This window comes from Methyloversatilis sp. (genome assembly GCF_965284615.1).
Lineage (GTDB): Bacteria > Pseudomonadota > Gammaproteobacteria > Burkholderiales > Rhodocyclaceae > Methyloversatilis.
This window is the reverse complement of sequence record NZ_OZ260098.1, coordinates 3,198,502-3,222,503: the sequence shown is the minus strand read 5'-3', so window position 1 is coordinate 3,222,503 and position 24,002 is coordinate 3,198,502. Positions and strand designations below refer to the sequence as shown.

The 24,002-nt window shown below is 66.9% G+C and carries 24 protein-coding genes and 1 pseudogene; 22 read left to right on the top strand and 3 right to left on the bottom strand.

What is annotated here, in order from left to right:
* Positions 1-54 precede the first annotated feature (54 nt).
* From leuC to ACQ66H_RS15200, 21 genes and pseudogenes are all read left to right on the top strand, one after another.
* Entirely contained in the window at positions 55-1,461 is a 1,407-nt protein-coding gene (gene leuC / locus ACQ66H_RS15300; RefSeq protein WP_430434717.1) for a 3-isopropylmalate dehydratase large subunit, read from the top strand.
* Positions 1,462-1,490: 29 nt separating this feature from the next.
* Positions 1,491-1,613, top strand: a complete 123-nt coding sequence (locus ACQ66H_RS15295) for an entericidin A/B family lipoprotein (RefSeq protein WP_019917319.1) — start codon at positions 1,491-1,493, stop codon at positions 1,611-1,613.
* Positions 1,614-1,633: 20 nt separating this feature from the next.
* Complete coding sequence (leuD, locus tag ACQ66H_RS15290) at positions 1,634-2,272, top strand: 3-isopropylmalate dehydratase small subunit (RefSeq protein ID WP_430434716.1); 639 nt, start codon at positions 1,634-1,636, stop codon at positions 2,270-2,272.
* Positions 2,273-2,290: 18 nt separating this feature from the next.
* On the top strand, positions 2,291-3,364 hold the full coding sequence (gene leuB, locus ACQ66H_RS15285) for a 3-isopropylmalate dehydrogenase (protein WP_430434715.1): 1,074 nt from the start codon (positions 2,291-2,293) through the stop codon (positions 3,362-3,364).
* A gap of 21 nt (positions 3,365-3,385) precedes the next feature.
* Positions 3,386-4,501 (top strand): aspartate-semialdehyde dehydrogenase, encoded by a 1,116-nt coding sequence (asd, locus tag ACQ66H_RS15280; protein ID WP_430434714.1) that lies wholly within the window; start codon positions 3,386-3,388, stop codon positions 4,499-4,501.
* A 140-nt stretch (positions 4,502-4,641) separates the two neighbouring features.
* On the top strand, positions 4,642-7,515 hold the full coding sequence (locus ACQ66H_RS15275; protein ID WP_430434713.1) for a FimV/HubP family polar landmark protein: 2,874 nt from the start codon (positions 4,642-4,644) through the stop codon (positions 7,513-7,515).
* A 181-nt stretch (positions 7,516-7,696) separates the two neighbouring features.
* Positions 7,697-8,329: a hypothetical protein gene (locus ACQ66H_RS15270; RefSeq protein ID WP_430434712.1), complete on the top strand. Its 633-nt coding sequence runs from the start codon at positions 7,697-7,699 to the stop codon at positions 8,327-8,329.
* 4 nt (positions 8,330-8,333) lie between these two features.
* On the top strand, positions 8,334-9,128 hold the full coding sequence (gene truA / locus ACQ66H_RS15265; RefSeq protein ID WP_430434711.1) for a tRNA pseudouridine(38-40) synthase TruA: 795 nt from the start codon (positions 8,334-8,336) through the stop codon (positions 9,126-9,128).
* Between the two features lie 38 nt (positions 9,129-9,166).
* Complete coding sequence (locus tag ACQ66H_RS15260; protein ID WP_430435650.1) at positions 9,167-9,781, top strand: phosphoribosylanthranilate isomerase; 615 nt, start codon at positions 9,167-9,169, stop codon at positions 9,779-9,781.
* Complete coding sequence (trpB, locus tag ACQ66H_RS15255; protein ID WP_430434710.1) at positions 9,756-10,988, top strand: tryptophan synthase subunit beta; 1,233 nt, start codon at positions 9,756-9,758, stop codon at positions 10,986-10,988. The genes ACQ66H_RS15260 and trpB overlap by 26 nt, the downstream gene beginning before the upstream one ends.
* Before the next feature lie 64 nt (positions 10,989-11,052).
* Positions 11,053-11,865, top strand: coding sequence for a tryptophan synthase subunit alpha (gene trpA / locus ACQ66H_RS15250; protein WP_430434709.1), 813 nt, complete (start codon positions 11,053-11,055; stop codon positions 11,863-11,865).
* Positions 11,862-12,729: pseudogene (accD, locus tag ACQ66H_RS15245) on the top strand (acetyl-CoA carboxylase, carboxyltransferase subunit beta). The gene trpA and the pseudogene accD overlap by 4 nt, the downstream one beginning before the upstream one ends.
* Positions 12,730-12,784: 55 nt before the next feature.
* On the top strand, positions 12,785-14,104 hold the full coding sequence (gene folC, locus ACQ66H_RS15240) for a bifunctional tetrahydrofolate synthase/dihydrofolate synthase (RefSeq protein ID WP_430434708.1): 1,320 nt from the start codon (positions 12,785-12,787) through the stop codon (positions 14,102-14,104).
* Between the two features lie 26 nt (positions 14,105-14,130).
* Positions 14,131-14,835 (top strand): SPOR domain-containing protein, encoded by a 705-nt coding sequence (locus ACQ66H_RS15235; RefSeq protein WP_430434707.1) that lies wholly within the window; start codon positions 14,131-14,133, stop codon positions 14,833-14,835.
* Positions 14,832-15,326, top strand: coding sequence for a CvpA family protein (locus ACQ66H_RS15230; RefSeq protein ID WP_430434706.1), 495 nt, complete (start codon positions 14,832-14,834; stop codon positions 15,324-15,326). Before ACQ66H_RS15235 ends, ACQ66H_RS15230 begins: the two co-directional genes overlap by 4 nt.
* A 5-nt stretch (positions 15,327-15,331) precedes the next feature.
* Entirely contained in the window at positions 15,332-16,861 is a 1,530-nt protein-coding gene (gene purF / locus ACQ66H_RS15225) for an amidophosphoribosyltransferase (protein ID WP_430434705.1), read from the top strand.
* Between the two features lie 257 nt (positions 16,862-17,118).
* The gene (locus ACQ66H_RS15220; RefSeq protein ID WP_430434704.1) at positions 17,119-18,330 is read left to right on the top strand and encodes an O-succinylhomoserine sulfhydrylase; all 1,212 of its coding nucleotides are present in this window, start codon (positions 17,119-17,121) and stop codon (positions 18,328-18,330) included.
* Between the two features lie 7 nt (positions 18,331-18,337).
* The gene (gene ispD / locus ACQ66H_RS15215) at positions 18,338-19,033 is read left to right on the top strand and encodes a 2-C-methyl-D-erythritol 4-phosphate cytidylyltransferase (protein WP_430434703.1); all 696 of its coding nucleotides are present in this window, start codon (positions 18,338-18,340) and stop codon (positions 19,031-19,033) included.
* Positions 19,030-19,554 (top strand): 2-C-methyl-D-erythritol 2,4-cyclodiphosphate synthase, encoded by a 525-nt coding sequence (ispF, locus tag ACQ66H_RS15210; RefSeq protein ID WP_430434702.1) that lies wholly within the window; start codon positions 19,030-19,032, stop codon positions 19,552-19,554. The genes ispD and ispF overlap by 4 nt, the downstream gene beginning before the upstream one ends.
* Positions 19,555-19,613: 59 nt before the next feature.
* The gene (locus ACQ66H_RS15205) at positions 19,614-19,919 is read left to right on the top strand and encodes a hypothetical protein (protein WP_430434701.1); all 306 of its coding nucleotides are present in this window, start codon (positions 19,614-19,616) and stop codon (positions 19,917-19,919) included.
* 15 nt (positions 19,920-19,934) lie between these two features.
* Positions 19,935-20,066, top strand: a complete 132-nt coding sequence (locus ACQ66H_RS15200; protein ID WP_430434700.1) for a PEP-CTERM sorting domain-containing protein — start codon at positions 19,935-19,937, stop codon at positions 20,064-20,066.
* An 86-nt stretch (positions 20,067-20,152) separates the two neighbouring features.
* Here the strand turns inward: ACQ66H_RS15200 and ACQ66H_RS15195 are convergent, their stop codons facing one another.
* The 3 genes from ACQ66H_RS15195 to ACQ66H_RS15185 form a co-directional block, all read right to left on the bottom strand.
* On the bottom strand, positions 20,153-20,836 hold the full coding sequence (locus ACQ66H_RS15195) for a YMGG-like glycine zipper-containing protein (protein WP_430434699.1): 684 nt from the start codon (positions 20,834-20,836) through the stop codon (positions 20,153-20,155).
* Positions 20,837-20,846: 10 nt separating this feature from the next.
* The gene (locus ACQ66H_RS15190) at positions 20,847-21,263 is read right to left on the bottom strand and encodes a hypothetical protein (protein WP_296812741.1); all 417 of its coding nucleotides are present in this window, start codon (positions 21,261-21,263) and stop codon (positions 20,847-20,849) included.
* Positions 21,264-21,402: 139 nt separating this feature from the next.
* Positions 21,403-22,317 (bottom strand): LysR family transcriptional regulator, encoded by a 915-nt coding sequence (locus ACQ66H_RS15185; RefSeq protein ID WP_430434698.1) that lies wholly within the window; start codon positions 22,315-22,317, stop codon positions 21,403-21,405.
* A 97-nt stretch (positions 22,318-22,414) separates the two neighbouring features.
* On the opposite strand from ACQ66H_RS15185, the gene ACQ66H_RS15180 reads away from it, so the two are divergent.
* Complete coding sequence (locus ACQ66H_RS15180; RefSeq protein WP_430434697.1) at positions 22,415-23,983, top strand: NADH-quinone oxidoreductase subunit L; 1,569 nt, start codon at positions 22,415-22,417, stop codon at positions 23,981-23,983.
* The last annotated feature ends 19 nt before the right edge of the window (positions 23,984-24,002 follow it).

Below are 24,002 nucleotides of genomic sequence, written 5' to 3'. Positions count from 1 at the left end.
GCTGCGCCGCAAGGTTATAATCCCTGGTTTCGCTGATCAGCCGGAATCGTTGCAATGGCGCAAACGCTTTACGACAAGCTGTGGTCCAGTCACGTGGTGCATACCGAGGATGACGGTACCGCACTGCTCTACATCGACCGTCACCTGGTGCATGAAGTCACCAGCCCGCAGGCCTTCGAAGGTCTGCGACTGGCCAATCGCAAGCCCTGGCGCGTCGATTCCATCGTCGCCACCGCCGACCACAATGTGCCGACCGACCGTTCGGAGCAGGGCATTGCCGACCCGACCTCGCGTGCCCAGGTCGAAACGCTGGACGACAACATCCGCGCCTTCGGCGCCTTGGCCTATTTTCCCTTCCGCGACAAGCGCCAGGGCATCGTGCATGTGATCGGCCCGGAGAACGGTGCCACGCTGCCCGGAATGACCGTGGTCTGCGGCGATTCGCATACCTCGACCCACGGCGCCTTTGGCTGCCTCGCGCATGGCATTGGCACGTCGGAAGTCGAGCACGTCATGGCGACGCAGTGCCTGCTGCAGAAGAAGTCGAAGTCCATGCTCATCCGCGTCGAGGGCGAACTGGGCAAGGGTGTCAGCGCCAAGGACATCGCGCTCTACTTCATCGGCGTCATCGGCACGGCCGGTGGCACCGGCTACGCGATCGAGTTCGGTGGCTCGGCCATCCGCGGCCTGTCGATGGAAGGCCGCATGACGCTGTGCAATATGGCGATCGAGGGCGGTGCCCGCGCCGGCATGGTGGCGGTCAACGACACCACCATCGACTACCTGCGTGGCCGGCCGTTCTCGCCTCGCGCAGAGCAGTGGGACCGTGCCGTCGAGTACTGGCGCACGCTGAAATCTGACGAGGGCGCGCAGTTCGACCGCGTGGTCAACATCGACGCCCGAAAGATCCTGCCGCAGGTGACCTGGGGCACATCGCCGGAGATGGTGACCGACGTGCGCGGCCAGGTGCCGGCGCCGGAAGATTTCGCCGACCCGGTCAAGCGCGAGGGCGTGGCCCGCGCGCTGCAGTACATGGGTCTCACGCCGCGTACGCCGATCGACCAGATCCGCATCGACAAGGTGTTCATCGGCTCCTGTACCAATTCGCGCATCGAGGATCTGCGCGCCGCAGCCCGCGTGGTTGACGGCCGCCGCGTCGCCGACAACGTGAAGCTGGCGCTTGTGGTGCCGGGTTCCGGTCTGGTCAAGGCGCAGGCCGAGGCAGAAGGGCTGGACAAGGTGTTCAAGGCGGCCGGTTTCGAATGGCGCGAGCCGGGCTGTTCAATGTGCCTGGCGATGAACGCCGACCGGCTGGAGCCGGGCGAGCGTTGCGCGTCAACCTCGAACCGCAATTTCGAAGGTCGCCAGGGGGCCGGCGGGCGCACGCATCTGGTCAGCCCGCAGATGGCAGCGGCGGCGGCGATCGCCGGTCGTTTCGCCGATGTCCGTGAAATTGTCTGAATGACTGTCTGATCGAGGAAAAGCAGAACATGAAGCTGATTGCCGTGATCCTGAGCGCGATGACCCTGATGCTGGCCGGCTGCAATACCGTCGAAGGCATCGGCAAGGACATCAAGAAGGGTGGCGAGGCCATCGAGAAGTCCGCGAAGTAAGCGGCGAAACAAGGACAGTCATGAAAGCATTCACCACTCTTGACGGCCTGGTCGCGCCGCTGGACCGCGCCAACGTCGATACCGACGCCATCATTCCGAAGCAGTACCTGAAGTCGATCAAGCGTTCGGGCTTCGGCCCGACGCTGTTCGACGAATGGCGCTACCTCGATGTCGGCGAGCCGGGTCAGGACCACTCGAAGCGTCCGCTGAATCCGGACTTCGTGCTGAACCAGCCGCGCTTCCAGGGCGCCAGCGTGCTGCTGGTGCGCGAGAACTTCGGCTGCGGCTCGTCGCGCGAGCACGCGCCGTGGGCGATTGAGGACTACGGCTTTCGCGCGATCATCGGCACCACCTTCGCCGACATCTTCTACAGCAACTGCTTCAAGAACGGCCTGCTGCCGATCCGCCTGCCGGAGAGAGAAGTCGAGCAGCTGTTCCTGCAGTGCGCCGGCACGACGGGCTACCGCCTGCACATCGACCTCGACAAGCAGGTGGTGGTGCGCCCGGATGGCCACGCCATCAAGTTCGACGTCGATGCCTTCCGCAAGTACTGCCTGATTAACGGTTTCGACGACATCGGCCTGACCCTGCGTCAGGCCGACAAGATCCGCGAGTTCGAAGCGCGTCGCCGCATCGAACAGCCCTGGCTGTTTGCCTGATTCCTACTGGAGCAATCCGTGAAAGTCTGTGTTCTCGCCGGCGACGGCATCGGTCCCGAAATCACCGCCGAAGCGCTGCGCGTGCTGGAGGCCCTGCGCAGTGACGGCCTGAAGATCGAATTCGAGCACGCGCTGCTCGGCGGCGGCGCAGTGGACGCCACCGGCGACCCTTATCCGGACGCGACCTCGAAGCTGGCGCGCGAAGCCGACGCCATCCTGCTCGGCGCGGTCGGCGGCCCGAAGTGGGACACGCTTCCGCGCGAACAGCGCCCCGAGCGCGGCCTGCTGCGCATCCGTGCCGAACTGGGCGTGTTCGCCAATCTGCGCCCGGCCATCCTGTATCCGGAACTGGCCAACGCCTCGTCGCTGAAGCCGGAAATCGTGTCCGGCCTGGACATCCTGATCGTGCGCGAACTGACCGGTGACATCTACTTCGGCCAGCCACGCGGCATCGAAGTGCGTGACACCCCGTGGGGCGAACAGCGCGTCGGCTGGAACACCATGATCTACGCTGAAGAAGAGATCCGCCGCATCGGCCGCGTCGCCTTCGGGGCGGCGCGCAAGCGTGGCAAGAAGCTCTGTTCAGTCGACAAGATGAATGTGCTCGAGTGCACCCAGCTGTGGCGCGAAGTCATTTCGGACATGGCCAAGGACTATCCGGACGTCGAACTGAGCCACATGCTGGTCAACAACGCGGCGATGCAGCTGGTTAAGGCGCCCAAGCAGTTCGACGTGGTGGTGACCGGCAACATGTTCGGCGACATCCTGTCGGACGAGGCATCGATGCTCACCGGGTCCATCGGCATGCTGCCGTCGGCCTCGCTCGACGCCAACAACAAGGGCCTGTATGAGCCCAGTCACGGTTCGGCGCCGGACATCGCCGGCCAGGGCGTGGCCAATCCGCTGGCCACCATCCTGTCGGCGGCGATGATGCTGCGCTACAGCTTCGGCGACGAAGCGTCGGCCGTGCGCATCGAGAACGCGGTACGCAAGGTGCTGGCCCAGGGCTACCGCACCGGCGACATCTTCGAACCGGGCACGACCCGGGTCGGAACGAAGCAGATGGGCGACGCCGTACTCGCGGCCCTGTAACGGACGGACAAGGAAACGGACATGTTGAAGCTCGGTATGGTGGGTTGGCGCGGCATGGTGGGCTCGGTGCTCATGCAGCGCATGCGCGAGGAAAACGATTTCGCGCTGGTCGAACCGGTGTTCTTCACGACATCCAGCGTCGGCGCCGCCGGCCCGGACGTGGGGCAGGGCAGTGCGCCGCTGCTGGATGCGACCGACGTCACCCAGCTGGCGAAGATGGACGCCATCATCACCTGCCAGGGCGGCGACTACACCAACGAGGTGTATCCGAAGCTGCGCGCCGCCGGCTGGAAGGGCTACTGGATCGACGCCGCCTCCGCGCTGCGCATGAAGGACGACGCCATCATCATCCTCGACCCGGTCAACATGGGCGTGATCAAGGACGGTCTGGCGCGCGGCGTGAAGGACTACATCGGCGGCAACTGCACGGTCAGCCTGATGCTGATGGGCGTCGGCGCGCTGTTCTCGGCCGGTCTGGTCGAGTGGATGAGCGCCATGACCTATCAGGCGGCGTCGGGCGCCGGTGCGCAGAACATGCGCGAACTGCTGAGCCAGATGGGCACCTTGCACAACGTGGCGGCACCGATGCTGAAGGACAACGCCTCGGCCATTCTCGACATCGACCGCGCAGTCACCGACAGTCTGCGCAGCGCCGATTTCCCGAAGGCCCAGTTCGGGGTGCCGCTGGCCGGCTCGCTGATCCCATATATCGACAAGGAACTGGACGGCGGGCAGAGCAAGGAAGAGTGGAAGGGTCAGGCAGAAACCAACAAGATCCTTGGCCGCAGCGGTGCCGATCTCACGCCGATCGACGGCATCTGTGTCCGTGTTGGCGCGATGCGCTGCCATTCGCAGGCGCTGACCATCAAGTTGAAGCGCGATGTGCCGTTGGACGAGATCGAAAGCATGATCCGCGAAGCCAACGCCTGGGTGAAGTTCGTGCCCAACCATCGCGAGGACAGCATGCGCGACCTGACGCCGGCAGCGGTCAGCGGTTCGCTGACCATTCCGGTCGGTCGCGTACGCAAGCTCAACATGGGGCCGGACTATCTCGGAGCCTTCACCTGCGGCGACCAGCTGCTGTGGGGGGCGGCGGAACCGCTGCGCCGCATGCTGCGTATCCTGGTCGAAGCCTGACGTAGCACCCGACACGCTGCTTCACCGCAAGCAGCGTGTCGTAACAGACAGTTTCGCAACATAAAGCGACTGTTTAGCTTGCAGGGCTAAGACCATGATGTTATTTTGAGATTTGGGTTTTAGCGCGCGAGGAAAACGCGGTGCGTCATAGCGATAAAAAACATTCGATCCGCCTGCTGACCGCGCTGCTGTCGGCGTTGCCGCTGTCCGTCGGGGCAGCCGGTCTCGGCAAACTCACCGTCCAGTCTGCAATCGGCCAGCCGCTGCGCGCCGAAGTCGAACTCGCCGCCAACGCAGACGAACTTTCCTCGATGTCCGCCAAACTCGCCTCGCCGAGCGCCTTCAAGCAGGCCGGCGTCGAGTTCGCGTCCAGCCTCACCGGTGTCAGGATCGCTGTCGATAAGCGCGGCGGCCGCCCGGTGCTGGTGGTGACCAGCGACCGCGTGGTCAACGAACCCTATCTCGACATGCTGATCGAGTTGAACTGGGCCTCCGGTCAACTCGTCCGCGAGTACACCTTCCTGCTCGATCCAGCCGACATGCCGCGCCCGGCGCCGGTCGAACCGGTGGCCGTACCGGGCAGCAGCGCTTCGAGGGCCGTTGCTGCTGCGCCGGCCGCTGCACCGACCCGCGCACCGGCGGCCGATGGCACGTACGAAGTGCGCCGCGGCGACACGCTGCGCCGTATCGCCACCGAGAACGCACCGTCCGGCGTCAGTCTCGACCAGATGCTGGTTGCGCTGGTGCGCGCCAATCCGGACGCATTCGACGGCGGCAACATGAACCGTCTGCGCGCTGGCCGCATCATTAGCATTCCCGATCAGTCGGCCGTCGAAGCCGTGTCGCCGCTGGAGGCGCGCAGCATCGTCGCCGCCCAGACCGCCGATTTCGCCGCCTACCGCGCTCGCCTGGCCGGCAGCGTCGCGACCCCGTCGTCGGCCGCCGATGCCGGTGGCCGTAGTTCCGGCGGCAAGATCGAGGCGCGTGTCGAAGACAAGGCGCCGGCCGCCGCTGCCGCCTCCGATCAGGTGCGGGTGTCGAAGTCCGCTGCCGAGTCCGGCAAGATCAGCGCGCTCGAAGAGGAAGTGGTCGCCAAGGACCGTGCGCTGAAGGACGCCAACAGCCGTCTGGCCGACCTCGAGCGCAACGTTCGTGAATTGCAGAAGATGGTGGAGCTGAAGAGCACGCCGATGGCCGAAGCGCAGCAGAAGGCGGCGACGCCGCCTGCAGCCGCGCCGGCGCCCGCACCTGCGCCAGCGCCCAAGGCGGAAGAGAAGCCGGTGCCCGACCTGATTGCCGGCGCCGACAGCAAGAAGCCGGAAGCGCCCGCTGAGAAGGCGGGGGACAAGCCGGTTCCCGACCTGATCGCGCTGGCGGACGAGAAGCCCGCCGCTGAGGCGCCGAAGGCCGAGCCGGCTCCGACCCTGGCCCCCGCTGCCGAGGCGCCGAAGGAAGCGCCGGCCGCACCGCCGGCGGCGACCGACGAAGAACCGGAAGCGGCGATCGAGGAACCGGGCTTGCTGTCCGATCCGGGTACGCTCGCCGGCTTGGGTGGCATCCTCGTGCTGCTGCTCGGCTATCTTGGCTATCGCAAGTACAAGGCGAAGGCGCCCGCGCCCGATGTGTCGCCGCCGTCAACCACGGCCGGCATGGAAGCGGTGCCGGCGTCAACCTCCATCATCGGCGCGACCGGTGGTGGACAGAGCGTCGATACCAGCGCCAGTTCCATCCAGACCGATTTCAGCCAGTCCTCGCTGTCGTCAATCGACGCTGACGAGGGCGTCGATCCGGTTGCCGAGGCGGACGTCTATATGGCCTATGGCCGCGACGCCCAGGCCGAGGAAATCCTGCTCGAAGCATTGAAGAGCGAGCCCAGCCGGCACGCCATTCATCTGAAGCTGCTCGAGATCTACGCGCAGCGCAAATCGGTTAAGCAGTTCGAAACGCTGGCCACCGAGCTGTACGCGCAGACCGGTGGCAAGGGCGCCGACTGGGAAAAGGCCGCGCAGATGGGTCGTGCGGTCGATCCGACGAATCCGCTCTATGGCGGTTCGCCGGAAGCCGAGCCGGACAGCGACGCACAGGCGGCGATGGCCGCAACGGTGGTGGTCGCCGGTGCCGACAAGATGCGCGATACCTGGACGCTGCCGGGCGACATAGGCCAGCTGGTTTCGGGCGATGCACCGGACGATAATCAGGCAACCGTGGCGCTGGATGCGCCGCCAGTGCTGACGGATCTCGATGTCGATGTGCCGGCATCGCCGGCCGATGCCGGTCTCGACTTCGATCTCGACGTGCCGCCGGCGGAGGCTGCACCGCAGTCGCCGACCGTCGGGGTGGCGACCACCCTGACCAAGCCGGGCGAGGAATCCGAAGGCGAATCGTCGCTGGACTTCGATCTCGGTCTCGACTTCACGGCGGACAAGCCGGAAGGCGAGGACGTGAGCACGCTGGTGCTGGAGAAGAACGTCGCCGATACCGCAGAGACGCTGGCCCAGCAGGACGCACCCGCCTTCGATCTCGATCTGTCCCTGCCGAGCGAACCGACGGCAGAGGGGGGTGAGGACGCCGCAGCGGTGGTCGATCTCGAACGCACCGACATCGGCAACCTGATCGATTTCAACTTCGACGCGGCCGATGCGCCGGTTCCAGCTCAGTCTGCCGAGCCGGTGATCGACCTGTCGGACATCAATCTCGACCTCGGCGCCGACCCGTCAACGCTTGCCACCGACGTGGTGGGCGATGTCGGCAAGGCTCTGGCCGAAGCGGCACCGCCGGCTGACGAGCTGCCGCCGTCGGCGGTGTCAACGGTGATCAATCCGGAAGACATGCTGGGCGGCGAGGAGCCGCCGCAGACTGCGGCCGAGGAAGCCGAAACCAAGCTAGAACTGGCGCGCGCCTACGAAGAGATGGGTGACAAGGAAGGTGCGCGCGAGTTGCTGCAGGAGGTCGTGCGCGAAGGCACGGCGGAACAGCAGGCGCAGGCCAACGACATGCTCGGCCGCCTCGCCTGATCCGGACGGCCAGGCCGGGACGCGCTGCGTTCCGCCGGCCTTTCGTCGCGGAAAGCCGGCCTCGTGCCGGCTTTTTCGTTTGATGCACGTGCGGCGCCGCTGACGCTGATGCGCAGCCGCCGCCGGGCGCGGTATGCTCGGCGCCCTCTCTTCATCGACGGTGTCCATGCAAAGGCCTCCGATGCCGCTGCGCGTTCCGGCGGCGAAATTCCTGTCGCTGCACGGTGCCACGCTGCTCGCCATCTGGCTGCTGTGGCTGCTGGCCGGGCAAGGTGCCGCATCGCCCCGTCACGGGATCTGGGTGGCGTGCAGCCTGCTGGCGGCGAGCCTGCTCGCGCCGCGCCGTGCGCTGCGCTTGCTTCGTCGCCTGCGCTGGCTGTTCCTCGCCATTGCCATCACCTTTTCGCTCGGCACGCCCGGGCGCCTGCTGATCGACGACTTCACCGCCGGGCCGACCATCGAAGGTCTTCGCGCCGCTGCGCATGCCGCGCTGCATCTGGCGGCGATGGCCGCCTGCGTGGCGGTGCTGCTCGACCGCATGACGCTGCCGCAACTGGCCGGTGCGATGCACCGGCTGCTGCACCCGCTGTCGTCCGAACGCCCGGGGCCGGATACCTTTGCGCTGCGCCTGCAACTGGTGTTGCGCGATCTGGAACAGCCGCCGGCGCGCGGCGCGTGGCGCAGCTGGCTGCGTCCGCCGGACGCCGAACGGGCGCCGCTGCCGGTCGAGCCCTGTGCGCCGCTGCGTGCGGCCGACGCGCTGGCGATTGCGCTGGCGCTCGCTGTCTGCGTCACCTGGGTGAAGCTGGGGTGAGCCGATGAGGATTGCACTCGGGGTCGAGTACGACGGCGCCGGCTTTCGCGGCTGGCAGTCGCAGCCGGTCGGGCCGACCGTTCAGGACGCGCTCGAAGCGGCACTGGGGACCATCGCCGCCCACCCGGTGCGCCTGCAGGCCTCCGGTCGCACCGATACCGGCGTCCACGCGACGGCCCAGGTCGTGCATTTCGATGCCGCCGTCGAGCGGCCTGACACCGCCTGGGTGCGCGGCTGCAATGCGCTGCTGCCGAAGGGCGTCGCGGTGCGCTGGGCGCAGCCGGTGGCCGACGATTTCAACGCGCGCTTTTCAGCGCATGCGCGCAGCTACCGCTACTGCCTCTACAACGACCCGGTACGGCCGGCGATCGCCGCCTCGCTGGCAGGCTGGTACCACCGCCCGCTGGACGCGGCGCGCATGGCTGAGGCCGCTGCCGCGCTGCTTGGCGAGCACGACTTTTCCGCTTTCCGCTCGTCCGAATGCCAGGCGAAGAGCCCGGTGCGCACGATGACTGCACTCGATGTCCGGCGCCGCGGTGACTGGATCACTTTCGATCTGAGCGCCAATGCCTTCCTTCACCACATGGTGCGCAACATCGTCGGTGCGCTGGTCGAGATCGGCTGTGCCCGGCGCGAACCGGACTGGATGGCCTCGCTGCTGGCGCAGCGCGACCGCCGGCTGGCCGCGCCAACCTTTGCCGCCGCCGGCCTCTATCTGGTCGGTGTCGGCTACGATGCGCACTGGGGTCTGCCGGCAGAGGGCCTCTTCCGCCTGCCGCCGGTCGGCCCGTCTGACTGAATCAACGGGAAATCAACGTGCGCAGGACTCGCATCAAGGTGTGCGGTTTCACCCGCGAAGCCGATCTCGATGGCGCGCTCGCGCTGGGCGTGGACGCCGTCGGCTTCGTGCTCTACCCGCCGAGCCCGCGCGCGGTGACGGTCGCGCGGGCGGCCGAACTGGCGCGCCGTGTGCCGCCCTTCGTCACCCGCGTCGGCCTGTTCGTCAATGAGGACGCAGCCACGGTCGAGCGGGCGGCCCGCGAGGCCGCACTCGATCTGCTGCAGTTTCACGGTGACGAAAGTGCCGAATACTGCGAACGCTTCGGCCTGCCCTGGATCAAAGCGGTCCGGGTGAGGCCGGAAACGGATTTGCTAGAATGCGCAGATCGTTTCCGCGGCGCGCGGGCGTTGTTGCTCGACGCCTGGTCGGAAGCATGGGGTGGTTCGGGAAAGCGCTTCGACTGGAGCCTTATCCCGCCGTCGCTGCCGATGCCCCTCATCCTGTCCGGCGGTCTCGATCCGGACAACGTGGCCGAGGCAGTCCGCAACATTCGACCGTCGGCGGTCGATGTGAGCAGTGGCGTGGAATCGGCCAAAGGCATCAAGGACGTGGCCAGAGTGGCGGCGTTCATATCAGGAGTGGAGCATGGGGAAGCAAGATCTGCCGGCTGAGGTATCTGCCTCGGCCTACAACTATCCGGACGCTCTGGGTCATTTCGGTCCTTACGGTGGCGTGTTCGTCGCCGAAACCCTGATTGCCGCGCTCGACGAACTGCGTGTCGAGTACGACAAGCTCAAGGACGATCCGGCCTTCCGCGCCGAGTACGAATACGAACTTAAGCACTACGTCGGCCGCCCGAGCCCGGTCTACCACGCCCGCCGCCTGTCCGATCACTGCGGCGGCGCGCAGATCTACCTCAAGCGCGAAGACCTGAATCACACCGGCGCGCACAAGATCAACAACGTGATTGGCCAGGCCATGGTGGCCAAGCACATGGGCAAGCCGCGCGTGATCGCCGAAACCGGTGCCGGTCAGCACGGCGTTGCCACCGCGACCATCGCCGCCCGCCTGGGCATGGAGTGCGTGGTCTATATGGGCAGCGAAGACGTGAAGCGTCAGGCGGCCAACGTCTACCGCATGAAGCTGCTGGGTGCCACCGTGGTGCCGGTCGAATGCGGCTCCAAGACGCTGAAAGACGCGCTGAACGAGGCGATGCGCGACTGGGTCACCAACGTCGCCAACACCTTCTACATCATCGGCACCGTCGCCGGCCCGCATCCCTACCCGATGATGGTGCGCGACTTCCAGAAGATCATCGGCGAAGAGTGCCTGTGGCAGATGCCGGAAATGATCCAGCGTCAACCGGACGCCGTGATCGCCTGCGTCGGCGGTGGCTCCAACGCGATGGGCATCTTCTACCCCTACATTCCCTACCCGGACGTGCGCCTGATCGGCGTCGAGGCGGGCGGCCACGGTCTGGCCAGCGGCCAGCACTCGGCCTCGCTCACCGCCGGTCGTCCGGGCGTGCTGCACGGCAACCGCACCTATCTGCTGCAGGACGAGAACGGCCAGATCATCGAAACGCACTCGGTGTCGGCCGGTCTGGATTACCCCGGTGTGGGCCCTGAGCACGCATGGCTGAAGGACACCGGCCGCGCGGAGTACGTGACGATCAACGACGACGAGGCGCTCGAAGCCTTCCACCGCATGTGCCGCACCGAAGGCATCATTCCGGCGCTGGAGTCGTCGCACGCGATCGCCTACTCGATGAAGCTTGCTGCCACGATGCCGAAGGACGCCGCCATCCTGGTGAACCTGTCCGGTCGTGGCGACAAGGACATGCACACCGTGGCCGAGAAATCCGGCATCAAGTTCTGACGCGCTCCCGATCAACCTGTTGCCGGTCGGGGCGCGCAAGCGGTCCGGCCGGCGGTTTCAATACATGTCCCGAATCGCTTCCACCCTGTCCGCACTCGAATCGGCCGGCCGCAAGGCGCTGATTCCCTTCATCACTGCGGGTGATCCCGATCCTTCGCTGACCGTGCCGCTGATGCACACGCTGGTCGATGCCGGCGCCGACATCATCGAGCTCGGCGTGCCGTTCTCCGACCCGATGGCCGACGGCCCGACCATCCAGCGCTCCTCCGAGCGCGCGCTGCTCAAGAAGGTGTCGCTGCGCAACGTGATCGCGGCAGTGGCCGAGTTCCGCACCACCGACACGAGCACACCGGTGGTGCTGATGGGGTATGCGAACCCGATCGAGGCGATGGGTGTGGATGCGTTTGCCGAGGCGGCTGCGAAGGCAGGTGCGGACGGCGTGCTGGTGGTCAACTATCCGCCGGAGGAGTCGCACGACTTTGCCGCCAAGATACGTGCGCTGGGTCTGGACGTGATCTTCCTGGTTGCGCCGACCTCGACCGAGAAGCGCATCCAGGCGGTGGGCGAGATCGGCAGCGGCTACATCTATTACGTATCGCTGAAGGGCGTAACCGGCGCCGGCCATATCGACGTGAGCGAGGTGGCCAAGCGCATCCCGGCCATCCGCAAGTCGGTCGGCATGCCGGTCGGCGTCGGCTTCGGCATCCGTGACGGTGCGTCGGCGAAGGCCCTGTCCGCGGTGGCGGACGGTGTCGTCATCGGCAGCCGCATCATCGAGGAAATCGAAGGCAGCCCGGCAGACCAGGTGCTGCCGCGCGTCAAGGCGCTGGTCGGCAGCATCCGTCAGGCGATGGACAGCCAGGAGGTCACGGCATGAGCTGGTTGCAGAAACTTCTCCCCGAAGATCAACCGCAGCGAGGCCGCCGGTCGCAAGTCGGTGCCGGAGGGCCTGTGGTCGAAATGCCCCGCCTGTGAGGCAGTGCTCTACACCGCCGACCTGGCGGCCAACCAGAACGTCTGCCCGAAGTGCAACCACCACTCGCGCATGCGCGCGCGGGCGCGCCTCGACGGCCTGCTCGATCGCGAGGGGCGGTTCGAGATCGGCAACGAAGTCATGCCGGTCGATCCGCTCAAGTTCCGCGACAGCAAGCGCTACGCCGACCGCCTGAACGCGGCGGCCGACGACACCGGTGAAGGTGACGCGCTGGTCGTCATGCAGGGCGCCATCAAGACGTTGCCGGTGGTCGTGGCGTGTTTCGAGTTCGAATTCCTCGGCGGATCGATGGGTTCGGTAGTTGGCGAGCGCTTCGTCCGTGGCGTGCGTCTGGCGGTCGAACAGCGCCTGCCCTTCATCTGCATCGCCGCCAGCGGCGGCGCACGGATGCAGGAAGGGCTGTTCTCGCTGATGCAGATGGCCAAGACCACGGCTGCGCTGACCCAGCTGTCGCAGAACCGCCTGCCCTTCATTTCCGTGCTGACCGATCCGACCATGGGCGGTGTGTCCGCCAGCTTCGCCTTCATGGGTGACGTGGTGATCGCCGAGCCGGGCGCGCTGATCGGTTTCGCCGGTCCGCGCGTGATCGAGCAGACGGTGCGCGAGAAGCTGCCCGAGGGCTTCCAGCGCGCCGAATTCCTGCTCGAGAAGGGCGCCGTCAACATGATCGTCAACCGTCGCGAGATGCCGGACCGCATCGCCGGGCTGCTGGCTGCGCTGCAGCGCATGCCGGCGCTGGCGAGCTGAGCCGGCTTCGCCTAATATCCGCGTCCGCCCAGATTCCGGCCTGCCCAGCCCATTCATGTATTCGACCCTGCCCGAGTGGCTGCAGCATCTCGAAAGCCTGCACCCGAAGGTGATCCAGCTCGGACTGGATCGCGTGCTCAGCGTCAAGAAGGCGCTCGGCGTGGTGCAGACGGTGCCTGTGTTCATCGTCGGTGGTACCAACGGCAAAGGTTCGACCTGCGCCATGCTGGAGCGCATCCTGCGTTGTGCCGGCTACCGCGTCGGCACCTATACCTCGCCGCACCTGCTGGCCTACAACGAGCGCGTGCGCATCAACGGTGAGCCGGCCAGTGACGAAGCGCTGTGCCAGGGTTTCGCCGAAGTCGAGCGCGCGCGTGGCGACATCGCGCTGACCTATTTCGAGTTCGGCACGCTGGGCGCCTGGCAGGTGTTCGAGCGCGCCAATCTCGACGCCATCGTGATGGAAGTCGGTCTCGGCGGCCGATTGGACGCGGTCAATGCCTTCGACGCCGACTGCGCCATCGTCACCAGCGTCAACCTGGATCACATGGAATACCTGGGCGACACGCGCGAACTGATCGGCCGCGAAAAGGCGGGCATCTTCCGCGCCGGTCGCCCGGCCATCGTCGGCGACCCGGTGCCGCCACAGACCGTGATCGACTACGCCGAATCCATCGGCGCCGTGCTGAAGATTTCCGGCCGCGACTTCGGTTTTGGCGGTGACCGTCAGCAATGGGGCTACTGGCGGCGTGATCCCGACCGTCTGGTCAAGCGCGGCGGTCTGGGCTATCCGGCGCTGCGCGGCGCCAACCAGCTGCTGAACGCGTCGGCCGTCATCACCGCGCTCGATTCGATGTCGGATCGGCTGCCGGTCACCGTCGGCGACATCCGCCTCGGTCTGGCGACCGTCGAACTGCCCGGTCGCTTCCAGGTCATGCCCGGACGGCCGGCGGTCATCTTCGACGTTGCGCACAACCCGCACGCCGCGTCGGTGCTGAACGAGAACCTGTCCAGCATGGGTTTCTACCCGGAAACCTGGGCGGTGATGGGCATGTTGCGCGACAAGGACATCGCCGGCGTGCTCGATCGCCTGAAGGGGCGCATCGATCACTGGATGCTGTGCGATCTGGGCGGTCCGCGCGGTACGCCGGCCTCGGATATCGCAGCGATGATCGCGGAACGCGGCATTGCCGGCTCGGTCGATTGCTTTGCGTCGCCGGTCGAGGCCTGGCAGGCGACCCGGGAGCGCGTGGGGGGCGATGATAGAATCGTGGTTTTCGGATCCTTCCTGACCGTGGCCGAAGTGATGCGCGAGTACGCGCAGTCGCCGCGGCCGCCGCTGCCGGACGCCGCCACACCGCCCGCCAAGGGCTGATCCCCACCCGCAGGACTCGCCCCGAAGTGGCTTCCACCGATTCAGATCTGCAGACCGATCTTCGCAAGCGTGCGCGCCGCCGTCTTCTCGGCGCGATCGCGCTGGCGCTGACCGCGGCCATCGTGCTGCCCATCGTGATGGACCACGAGCCGCGCCCGCCGGCGCAGGACATCGCGGTCCGCATCCCTCCGCGCGACGCCGCACCACCGCTGGCGTCGCCGGCGCGAGATGCACAGCCCGATGCCGATACGGCCGAACCGGCACCGCCGCCGGCACCGCCCGATTCCGAGCCGCTGCCCGCCAGCCGCCCCGAAGCGCCGAAACCGATCCCGGCGGCCCCGGCCGTGAAGCCCGAAGCACCGAAGCCGCCGCCGGCCGAAGCGGCCAAGCCCGCGCCCAAACCGGAAGTGCGGCCGGAGCCGGTCAAACCGGCTGCGAAACCTGAGCCGTCGCCGACCGAAGCGGCGCGTGCGGCCGCGGTGCTCGACGGCAAGGCGACGTCCTTCGCGCTGCAGCTCGGTGTGTTCAGCGACACCGCCAATGTGGCCAAGCTGCGCTCGCGTGCCAAGGAACTGGGCTTCGCCAGCTTTACCGAGGACGTGAAACTGGCCGACGGCCAGACGCGTACCCGCGTCAAGGTCGGTCCCTTCTCCAGCCGCGCGGCTGCCGAGGCGGCGCAGCGCAAACTCGAAGCGGCCGGCATGCGGTCGATGATCGCGCCGCGTCCATGACGATTCTGGATTACGGCCTGATCGGCATCGTGGTCTTCTCCACGGCGATCGGGCTGATGCGCGGACTGGTGAGCGAAGTGATCGCGCTGGCGGCCTGGGTGCTCGCCTTCATCGCCGCCCGTCAGTTCGGCGGCGACGTCGCCCAGTGGCTGACCAGTCTCATTTCCGACCCCGGCCTGCTTGCAGTCGCCGGTTTTGCCCTCACCTTCATAGCCGTACTGTTACTGTGCGGCGTGTTGCGCTGGCTCATGCGCTCGCTGATTCATGCCACCGGTCTGGACATTCCGGACCGTGTGCTCGGCGGGCTGTTCGGGCTTGCGCGCGCGGGACTTATACTGATGCTCCTCGTCGTCGGCGCGGCCTACACCCCGGCACCGGAGCAGCCCTGGTGGAAGTCGGCCGCGCTGACGCCACCACTCGAGACGGCGGCCATCGCGTTGAAGCCGTGGCTGCCGGAATCCGTGGCGAAAAAGATTCGTTTTAAGGCCTGACCATCATGTGCGGAATACTCGGCGTCGTAGCCACCTCTCCCGTTAACCAGCTGCTGTACGACGGTCTGCTCGTACTGCAGCATCGAGGCCAGGACGCGGCGGGCATCGCCACCGCGCAGGGGCCGAAGTTCCACATGCACAAGGGTTCGGGCCTGGTGCGCGATGCCTTCCGCACGCGCAACATGCGCAATCTGCAGGGCAACTGGGGCATCGCCCACGTGCGCTACCCGACCGCCGGTTCCGCCTACAACGCGGCCGAGGCGCAGCCCTTCTACGTGAATTCGCCGTTTGGCATCATGCTGGCGCACAACGGCAACCTGACCAATTCGGAAGAGCTGAAGCTGGACATGTTCCGCACCGACCTGCGGCACATCAATACCACCAGCGATTCGGAAGTACTGCTCAACGTGCTGGCGCACGAAATGATGCAGGCGCTGCGCGAGCGCCCGACCTTCGACCACGAAACCATCTTCCGCGCCGTTGCTGGCGTGCATCGTCGCTGCCGCGGTGCCTACGCGGTGGTGGCGATGATTGCCGGCTTCGGTTTGCTGGCTTTCCGCGACCCCTACGGCATCCGTCCGCTGGTGATCGGAAACCATGAAACCGCGAACGGCACCGAATGGTTGGTGGCGTCGGAAAGCGTCGCTCTCGACACGCTGGGCTTCAAGCTGCTGCGCGACATCGCGCCGGGCGAGGCAGTGCTCATTTCGCCGGAGGGCACGATCAGGACGCAGCAGTGCGCCGAGCGCCCGAACTATGCACCCTGTCTGTTCGAGTACGTCTATCTGGCCCGCCCGGATTCGCTGATGGACGGCGTGTCGGTGTACGAGTCGCGGGTCAAGATGGGCGAGTTCCTCGCGCAGAAGATCCAGCGCGATCACGCCGACCTGCAGATCGACGCGGTCATCCCGATTCCCGATTCCAGCCGCCCGTCGGCGATGGAACTGGCGCGCGTGCTGAACGTGCCCTACCGCGAAGGCTTCGTGAAGAACCGCTACATCGGCCGTACCTTCATCATGCCGGGGCAGGCGGTACGTCGTAAGTCGGTGCGCCAGAAGCTCAATGCGATCACCCAGGAATTCAAGGGCAAGAACGTGCTGCTGGTCGATGACTCCATCGTGCGCGGCACCACCAGCCAAGAAATCGTGCTGATGGCGCGCGAAGCCGGCGCGCAGAAGGTGTACTTCGCTTCGGCCGCCCCCCCGGTGCGGTTCGCCAACGTCTACGGCATCGACATGCCGACCCGCGACGAACTGATCGCGTCCAACCGCACGGACGACGAAATCCGCGAGGCCATCGGCGCCGACGAACTGATCTACCAGACGCTGGACATGCTCAAGGCCTCGATCACCGCCTGCAACCCGTCGATCGAACAGTTCGAGACCTCCTGCTTCGACGGCTGCTACATCACCGGCGACGTGACCGCGGCCTATCTCGACGGCGTCGAGAGCCAGCGCAAGGGTGCGCCCAAGCAGACCGACGAGGACGGCGGCCAGCTCGACCTGAACCTGGTGGCATCCGAAGAGAACGCCTGATGGCTGCAGGCGCTTGACGTCTGCAGCGGCCGGGCGCTAATGTCCCGACTACGCGCCGATTTGAATCCAGCTTGCGGGCGCGCGGGACCGTCGTCGAAAGAGGGCGGCCCCGGACAAATACGGCTAAAGCGGCGAAACGAACGTATCTGCGGAAACCCGTTTTGCCTCCGAGGCGGAACGGGTTTTTTGTTTTTGCGTGCTCCGTTTCCGCCTCGCGCTTTGTTTTCGAACTTCCGCATGACCGGCCGCGAGGCCGGATGGAGCACATCATGAGCAGCACAGACCGCGCGCCCTTCGATCCGGCGCAGTACGACCCCGAAACCGTCGCCGTGCGCGCCGGCATCGAGCGCAGCCAGTTCGGCGAACACGGCGAAGCCCTGTTCCTGACCTCGAGCTTCGTGTTCGATACGGCGGCCGAGGCCGCCGCCCGCTTTTCCGGCAACGCGCCGGGCAATGTCTACGCCCGCTTCACCAACCCGACGGTCACGATGTTCCAGGACCGCCTGGCCGCGCTCGAAGGCGCGGAAGCCTGCATCGCCACCAGTTCCGGCATGTCGGCCATCCTGTCGACGCTGATGGCGCTGCTGAAAAGCGGCGACCACATCATCGCCTCGCGTGGCATCTTCGGGTCAACCCAGCAGCTGTTCGCGACCTATTTCGAGAAGTTCGGCGTCAGCACCACGCTGGTCGAGGCGACGAACATTGATGCCTATCGCGCCGCGGTGCAGCCGAACACCAAGCTCTTCTTCATCGAGACGCCGTCCAACCCGCTGACCGAAGTGATCGACATCGCCGCGGTGGCCGAGGTCGCGCACGCGGCGGGCGCGCTGCTGGCGGTCAACAACTGCTTCTGTTCGCCAGCGCTGCAGAAGCCGATCGAACTCGGCGCCGATATCGTCATTCACTCCGCCACCAAGTACCTCGACGGTCAGGGCCGCGTGCTCGGCGGCGCGGTGTGCGGCCGCAAGGCGGAAATGGACGAGGTGCTGCGTTTCCTGCGCACCGCCGGCCCGACGCTGTCGCCGTTCAACGCCTGGGTCATTCTGAAGGGGCTGGAAACGCTTTCCATCCGCATGCAGGCGCAGTCGGCCAACGCGCTCGAACTGGCGCGCTGGCTGGAAGCGCAGCCCTGGGTGGCACGCGTGTTCTATCCGGGCCTGCCGTCGCACCCGCAGCACGAGATCGCGATGCGCCAGCAGAAGACCGGCGGTGCGGTGGTGGCTTTCGAAGTGAAGGGCGGTCGCGAAGAGGCGTGGAAGCTGATCGACGCTACCCGCATGCTGTCCATCACCGCCAACCTCGGCGACACCAAGACCACCATCACCCACCCGGCGACGACCACGCACGGCCGCATTTCGCAGGAAGCGCGCGACGCCTCCGGTATCCGGGACAGCCTGATCCGTCTGGCCATCGGACTGGAGTCGGTCAACGACATGAAGCGCGATCTCTGTCGCTGGCTGGCGAGCTGATCCCGACATGCCGCGCCACATCGCCCTGGTCCCGGCCGCTGGCAGCGGCAGCCGTTTCGGCGCGCAGATGCCGAAGCAGTATCTGCCGCTGGCCGGTCAGCCGCTGATTCGCCACGCGCTGGCTACGTTGTGCGCTCACCCGCGCATCGACCGCGTGGTGGTCGTGCTGGCGCCGGAAGACCTTTACTGGCAGGGCTTCGACTGGTCGGCGCTCGGCCCCAAGCTGATGCCCGTGCATTGCGGCGGGCCGAGCCGCGCGGTGTCGGTGCGCAACGGCCTGTGGGAAATCGCCGGCTGGGCGCGGCCTGATGACTGGGTGCTGGTGCATGACGCGGCGCGCCCCTGTCTGTCCGCCGACATGCTGGATACGTTGATCGATACGCTGGCCGACGACCCGGTCGGCGGCCTGCTGGCGCAGAAGGTGGCTGACACGCTGAAGCGTGCCGACGCCACCGACCGCGTCGAGGCGACGGTGCCGCGCGACGCGATGTGGCAGGCGCAGACGCCGCAGATGTTCCGGCTGGCCACGCTGCACGACGCGCTCGACCGCTGCAGCGACGTGACCGACGAAGCGTCGGCGATCGAAGCCGTTGGCCTGAAGCCGCGCCTGATTGCCGCCGGTGCGAGCAATCTGAAAGTGACCTGGCCGGAAGACATGAAGCTGGCCGAACTGATCCTGCAGACACGGGAGAACATCGCATGAACCCCTTGCTCGGCGCAGTGCCGCTGCCTTTCCGCATCGGCCAGGGCTTCGACGTGCACAAGCTGGTCGAGGGCCGCCGGTGCATCATCGGCGGCGTCAACATTCCGCATGAAAAGGGTCTGCTCGGTCACTCCGACGCCGATGTGCTGCTGCACGCAATCACCGACGCGCTGCTCGGTGCCGCCGGTCTGGGCGACATCGGCCGCCTGTTCCCGGACACCGACGCCGCCTACGCCGGCGCCGACAGCCGGGTGCTGCTGCGCGAGGCGGTGAAGAAGGTGCACGGCACAGGCTGGCTGATCGGCAACATCGACGCCACCGTCATCTGCGAGCGCCCGAAGATCACGCCGCACGCCGCGCAGATGGTGGCCAATATCGCGGCCGACTGCGGCATTCCGCCGCATGCCGTGAACGTGAAGGGCAAGACCTCGGAAAAGCTGGGCTACACCGGTCGTGGCGAAGGCATCGCGGCCCAGGCAGTGGCCATGCTGGTGCGGCCGCCCGAACCCGCCATGGGCTGAGTGCCACCGGCAGCTACTCGATCGACGGCGTCAACCTGTCCATCCTCGCCGATGGTTACGTGGCGCCCGAACTGACGCGCTACACCGTCAACGCCGTATCCTGGTCGGGCCAGGAAGGCGCATCCGGCGCCACCTTCACGCTCGATTTCGGCCAGCTCTACTCGCTGACCGACGTGCTGCTCGGCGTCGATCACAATGACTTCTACCCGGCGCAGGTGTCAACCGACGGCCTGAACTGGAACACCCTGTTCACCAAACTCGCTTTCGAAGGCCAATCCAATTTCGGCAGCGAAATCATCTCCAGCCTTGCCGGCGACGCCGAATACCAGGCCACTATCGACTTCCCGTCGGTGGCCGCCCGCTAAGCGCGCATCTACGCCATGGGTGGCGACGGCGCCTACTCGGCATCGGAAATGAGCTTCAGCGGCGTGGCCGTCGTGCCGGAGCCGGAAGCCTATGCACTGATGCTGACGGGTCTGGCGCTGGTCGGCTTTGCCACATGCCGTCGTTAGATTCCTCCGCGCGCAGTGAAAAGGCCGGCGTTCAGCCAGCCTTTTTCGTTATCGCGGGCACGCAGCGTCGTGCCACCTGAACGCCGTCAGCGCGTCGCTGGCGGCGGACTGGCTTCGACCACCTGCCATCCTTCCCGGCAGGTTCTGACATAGGGGTAGTACTCGCGCGCCGACGCGCAGTAGTACCAGTTGCCGCGTCCGGACTGCGCCGCAGTGGGCGGTGCCGACGCGGCGGGCGGCTGATGCCCCGGTGGAGGCGGCGGATAGGGCGCATTCGCCCGTCCCGGCAATGCCGGCGCGGACGCAGGTGCTGACGCGCCGGTGCCGCGGTCGGCGAAGCGGCCAGAGGTCGGCACGCGCTGCCCCTTCGCGTACATGCACTGGATGTAGGCCTGGTCATAGCTGCGCTGCGTGCCGCGGGCCGAACTCTGTGCCGCGTCGCTGCCGATGGCGCCGCCCATCAGCAGTCCTGTACCGGCGCCGACGCCGGCACCTTCACGGCCTCCGATCAACGCACCTGCAGCGGCGCCGACCGCGGTACCGACGGCTGCGCTGCGCACGCCGGCGTCGCGGGCGGCTTCGCTGGCATCGGTGCCGCCGGTCTGTTCGCGCGCGTATTCGCGGCACAGCGCATCGTCGTGACGGAACTGGTCGAAGCTCTTTCCACTGCCCGGCAGTGCCATCACGCTCGGACCGCTGGGCGTCGTCGCGCAGCCGGCAAGCAGGGTGAGGGTCAGCGCAGCAAGTGCTGCCCGTTGAAGCCTGTTCATCGCCCGCACCTCATCGCGGCGGCTGTGCAGCGACGCTCTGCCAGCCTTCCGGGCATTCCGTGACGTAGGGGTAGTAGCCGTCAACCGATGCGCAGTAATACCAGGTGCTCGGCGGCGGCGGTGGGGGCGACATCGACGGCGCCGGAGCGACCGGCTGCGGATCGCGTTCGACATAGACCGGCGGCGCGCGCTCGATCACCACCGGCGGATAGTAGGCCGGACCGTAGTAGTAGGGCGGGGGGTAGTAGAAGGGCGACGGGCCGTACCAGGGGCGGTAATGGCCCGACCCGAAGACGAAGCCCACGCCGATGTCAACGTGGGTGCGTCCGTGACGATGACCGTGACGATGGCCGCGGTCCGCCCACGCATTGCTGGTCGCGAGCAGTCCGAGTGCCAGTGCGGCGGCCGCTGCCCTCTGCGAATTCATGATCGATCACCTTTCCGGCACCGCAAGACGGTACGGTGCATTGCGGATCATCGCGCCGGCGTGTCAATCGTCTGTGCGACAGCCGTTGCGGCATGTTGCAGTTGCAACAGGATGGTAATGGATGGCGGTACGCCTGACCTCATCGGCCGCCCGCCGGTTGTTCGGGCGGCGGGCTGGATCCCGCGAGCAGGCTTTCGAGCCGCTCGATGCGGTGACGGTGGGCCGTCGTGATGGCGTAGAAGTGCTCTCGCAGCTCGGCCGAGCGGCCCAGCATCACCAGGGTGCCGGTGCGCAGTTCGTCCTGCACCACCACCTCGGGCAGCACGGTGAGCCAGCCGCTGTCTCGGGCGATCAGGCGCAGCATGGCCATGTCGTCGACCTCGGCGCGCAGCCGGGGGCGGACGCCGGCCGCCATGCACAAGGCGTCGAACTGCGCGCGCAGCGCGTGGCGCGGACCGGGCAGCGCGACGTTGACGCCGTCGAGATCGTCCGGCAGGCGCATCGCCTTGGTCCGGCCGCGGGTGGCCGGGCCGACCAGACATATTTCCTGGCTGCCGAGGAAGCGGCAGTGGAGCGGACGATTCGCGTCGGCAGCGACCGCTTCGTTGGCGAGCACGACATCGAGCTGATGCGTGATCAGCCGGTTGACCAGTCCGTCGAGCTGGCCCGATTCCAGCGTCAGCACGACCGTCGGATCGGTCAGCAGCGGCCGTATCCAGTTCTCCTGGTAGTTGCGCGACAGCGTGGCGACGCTGCCGACCCGCAGCCGGATCATCCCGTCGGCGCGGCCCTGCAGCCGGCCCAGCATTTCCTGGCCCAGTCCGAAGATGTCCTCGGCGTAGGACATCACCATCTGCCCGGTGTGGGTCAGTATCAGACTGCGTCCGCTGCGCTCGAACAGTGGCTCGCCGAGGCGCTCTTCGAGCTGGCGGATCTGCGCCGACAGTGCCGACTGCGACACGTGCAGTTCCTGTGCCGCGCGCGTCAGGTGGCCGGTCCGGGCGACGCGCCAGAAGTAGAGCAGGTGATGGAAGTTGAGCTGTTCGAGATTCATTGTTTCATTAAAAAGAACGAAATATTCGATTCATTGTATTTTACAGAACGGTTGCAGCGCCACATCATCGATGCCAGTGCTATCGAGGAGATGTGGAATGGATCCATTCAGTCTGAAATCGGGGGCCGGCGCGCTGCTGCCCGCCCTGCTGATGTCCCTGCCGCTATTGCTGAGCCGTCTGCTTGGTCACGAGGATGCGCGCTTGTGGCGCCGCTTCACGCAACTGTCCGTGGTTGCGCTGCTCGCGTCGCTGGCGACGCCGCTGCTGCTATGGCTGGCGGCCGGTCTGCCCGGACCGCGCCTCGACGGCTGGATCGCGCTCGGCCCCTTTACCGCGGCGATGGCCATCCTGGTGCAGGCGGTGGGTACCGTCATCGGCGTGTTCTCGTCGCGCTATCTGCAGGGCGAGGTCGGGCAGCGCCGCTACGTGGCGGCGTTGTCGGGCGTACTGGTCGCGGTGCATCTGATGCTGATCGCCGATCACTGGGTTCTGCTGATCGCTGCCTGGGCGCTGGTCGGCATCGCGCTGCAGCGACTGCTGTGCTTCTACGGTGACCGCCCGTTCGCGCTGCTGGCGGCGCACAAGAAGAATCTCGCAGACCGCCTCGCCGATGTCCTGCTGATCGCCGGCGCGGCGCTGGCCTGGAACGAGGTGGGCAGCGGTTCGCTGTCGGAACTGTGGCGTCACCTGGACGCGCACGGCGCGTCTCCGGCGCTGCAGGCGAGCGCGCTGTGCGTCGCCATCGCCGTCATCCTGCGCACCGCTCTGCTGCCGGCGCACGGCTGGATCATCCAGGTGATGGAGGCGCCGACCCCGGTGTCGGCCCTGCTGCACGCCGGCGTCGTCAATCTGGGCGGCGTCGTGCTGATCCGCTTCTCGCCGCTGCTCGACGCGGTACCGGCCGCCCGCTGGCTGCTGGTGATCGCCGGTCTGGCCACCGCACTGCTGGCCGGCATGGTCATGCTGACGCGGGTGAGCATCAAGGTGAGGCTGGCCTGGTCCACCGTGGCGCAGATGGGTTTCATGGTGCTCGAGTGCGGCCTCGGCCTGTACATGTTCGCAGCGCTGCACCTGATCGGCCACTCGCTCTACAAGGCGCACGCCTTTCTCGCCGCCTCCGGCGTGGTTCGGGATACGCGGCTGCGCATGATGCTGGGCGAACAGCGTGCCGCGTTGCCCAGCCTGCTGCTGGCGCCGCTCGTCACTGGTGCGGCCGTACTGGCGACAGCGTGGCTCGTGGGTGCGCACTGGCCGCAATGGTGGACGCTGGTGCTGGCACTGGCCTGGGCGCCGCTGCTGTGGTTGCCGGCTGCCACCGAGCGCACGCGTGCTGCGCTCTGGCAGGGCGTCACCGGCCTTGTCGCCGTGGCCGGATTGACGCTGGCCGCTGGTATCGCGCATCGCCTGCCACTCGGACTGAACGACCGGCCCGACGAGGTCGCCGGCCTCGTCACGCTGGCCGGCATGACGCTGCTGTATGGCTGGATGGTGGTGCTGCAGACGCGGCCGCAGTGGCTGTCCGCGTGGCGACGTCTGAGCTATGCCGGCTTCTACGTCGATGAGTTCTACACCCGCCTCGCGCTGACGCTGTGGCCGACCCGCTGGATTCCGCCGGTCGCCGCACCACGCACCGGCGACGCCGGCCTGGCCTCCGCACAGCCCTGATTCGATCGCCTGGAGAAGA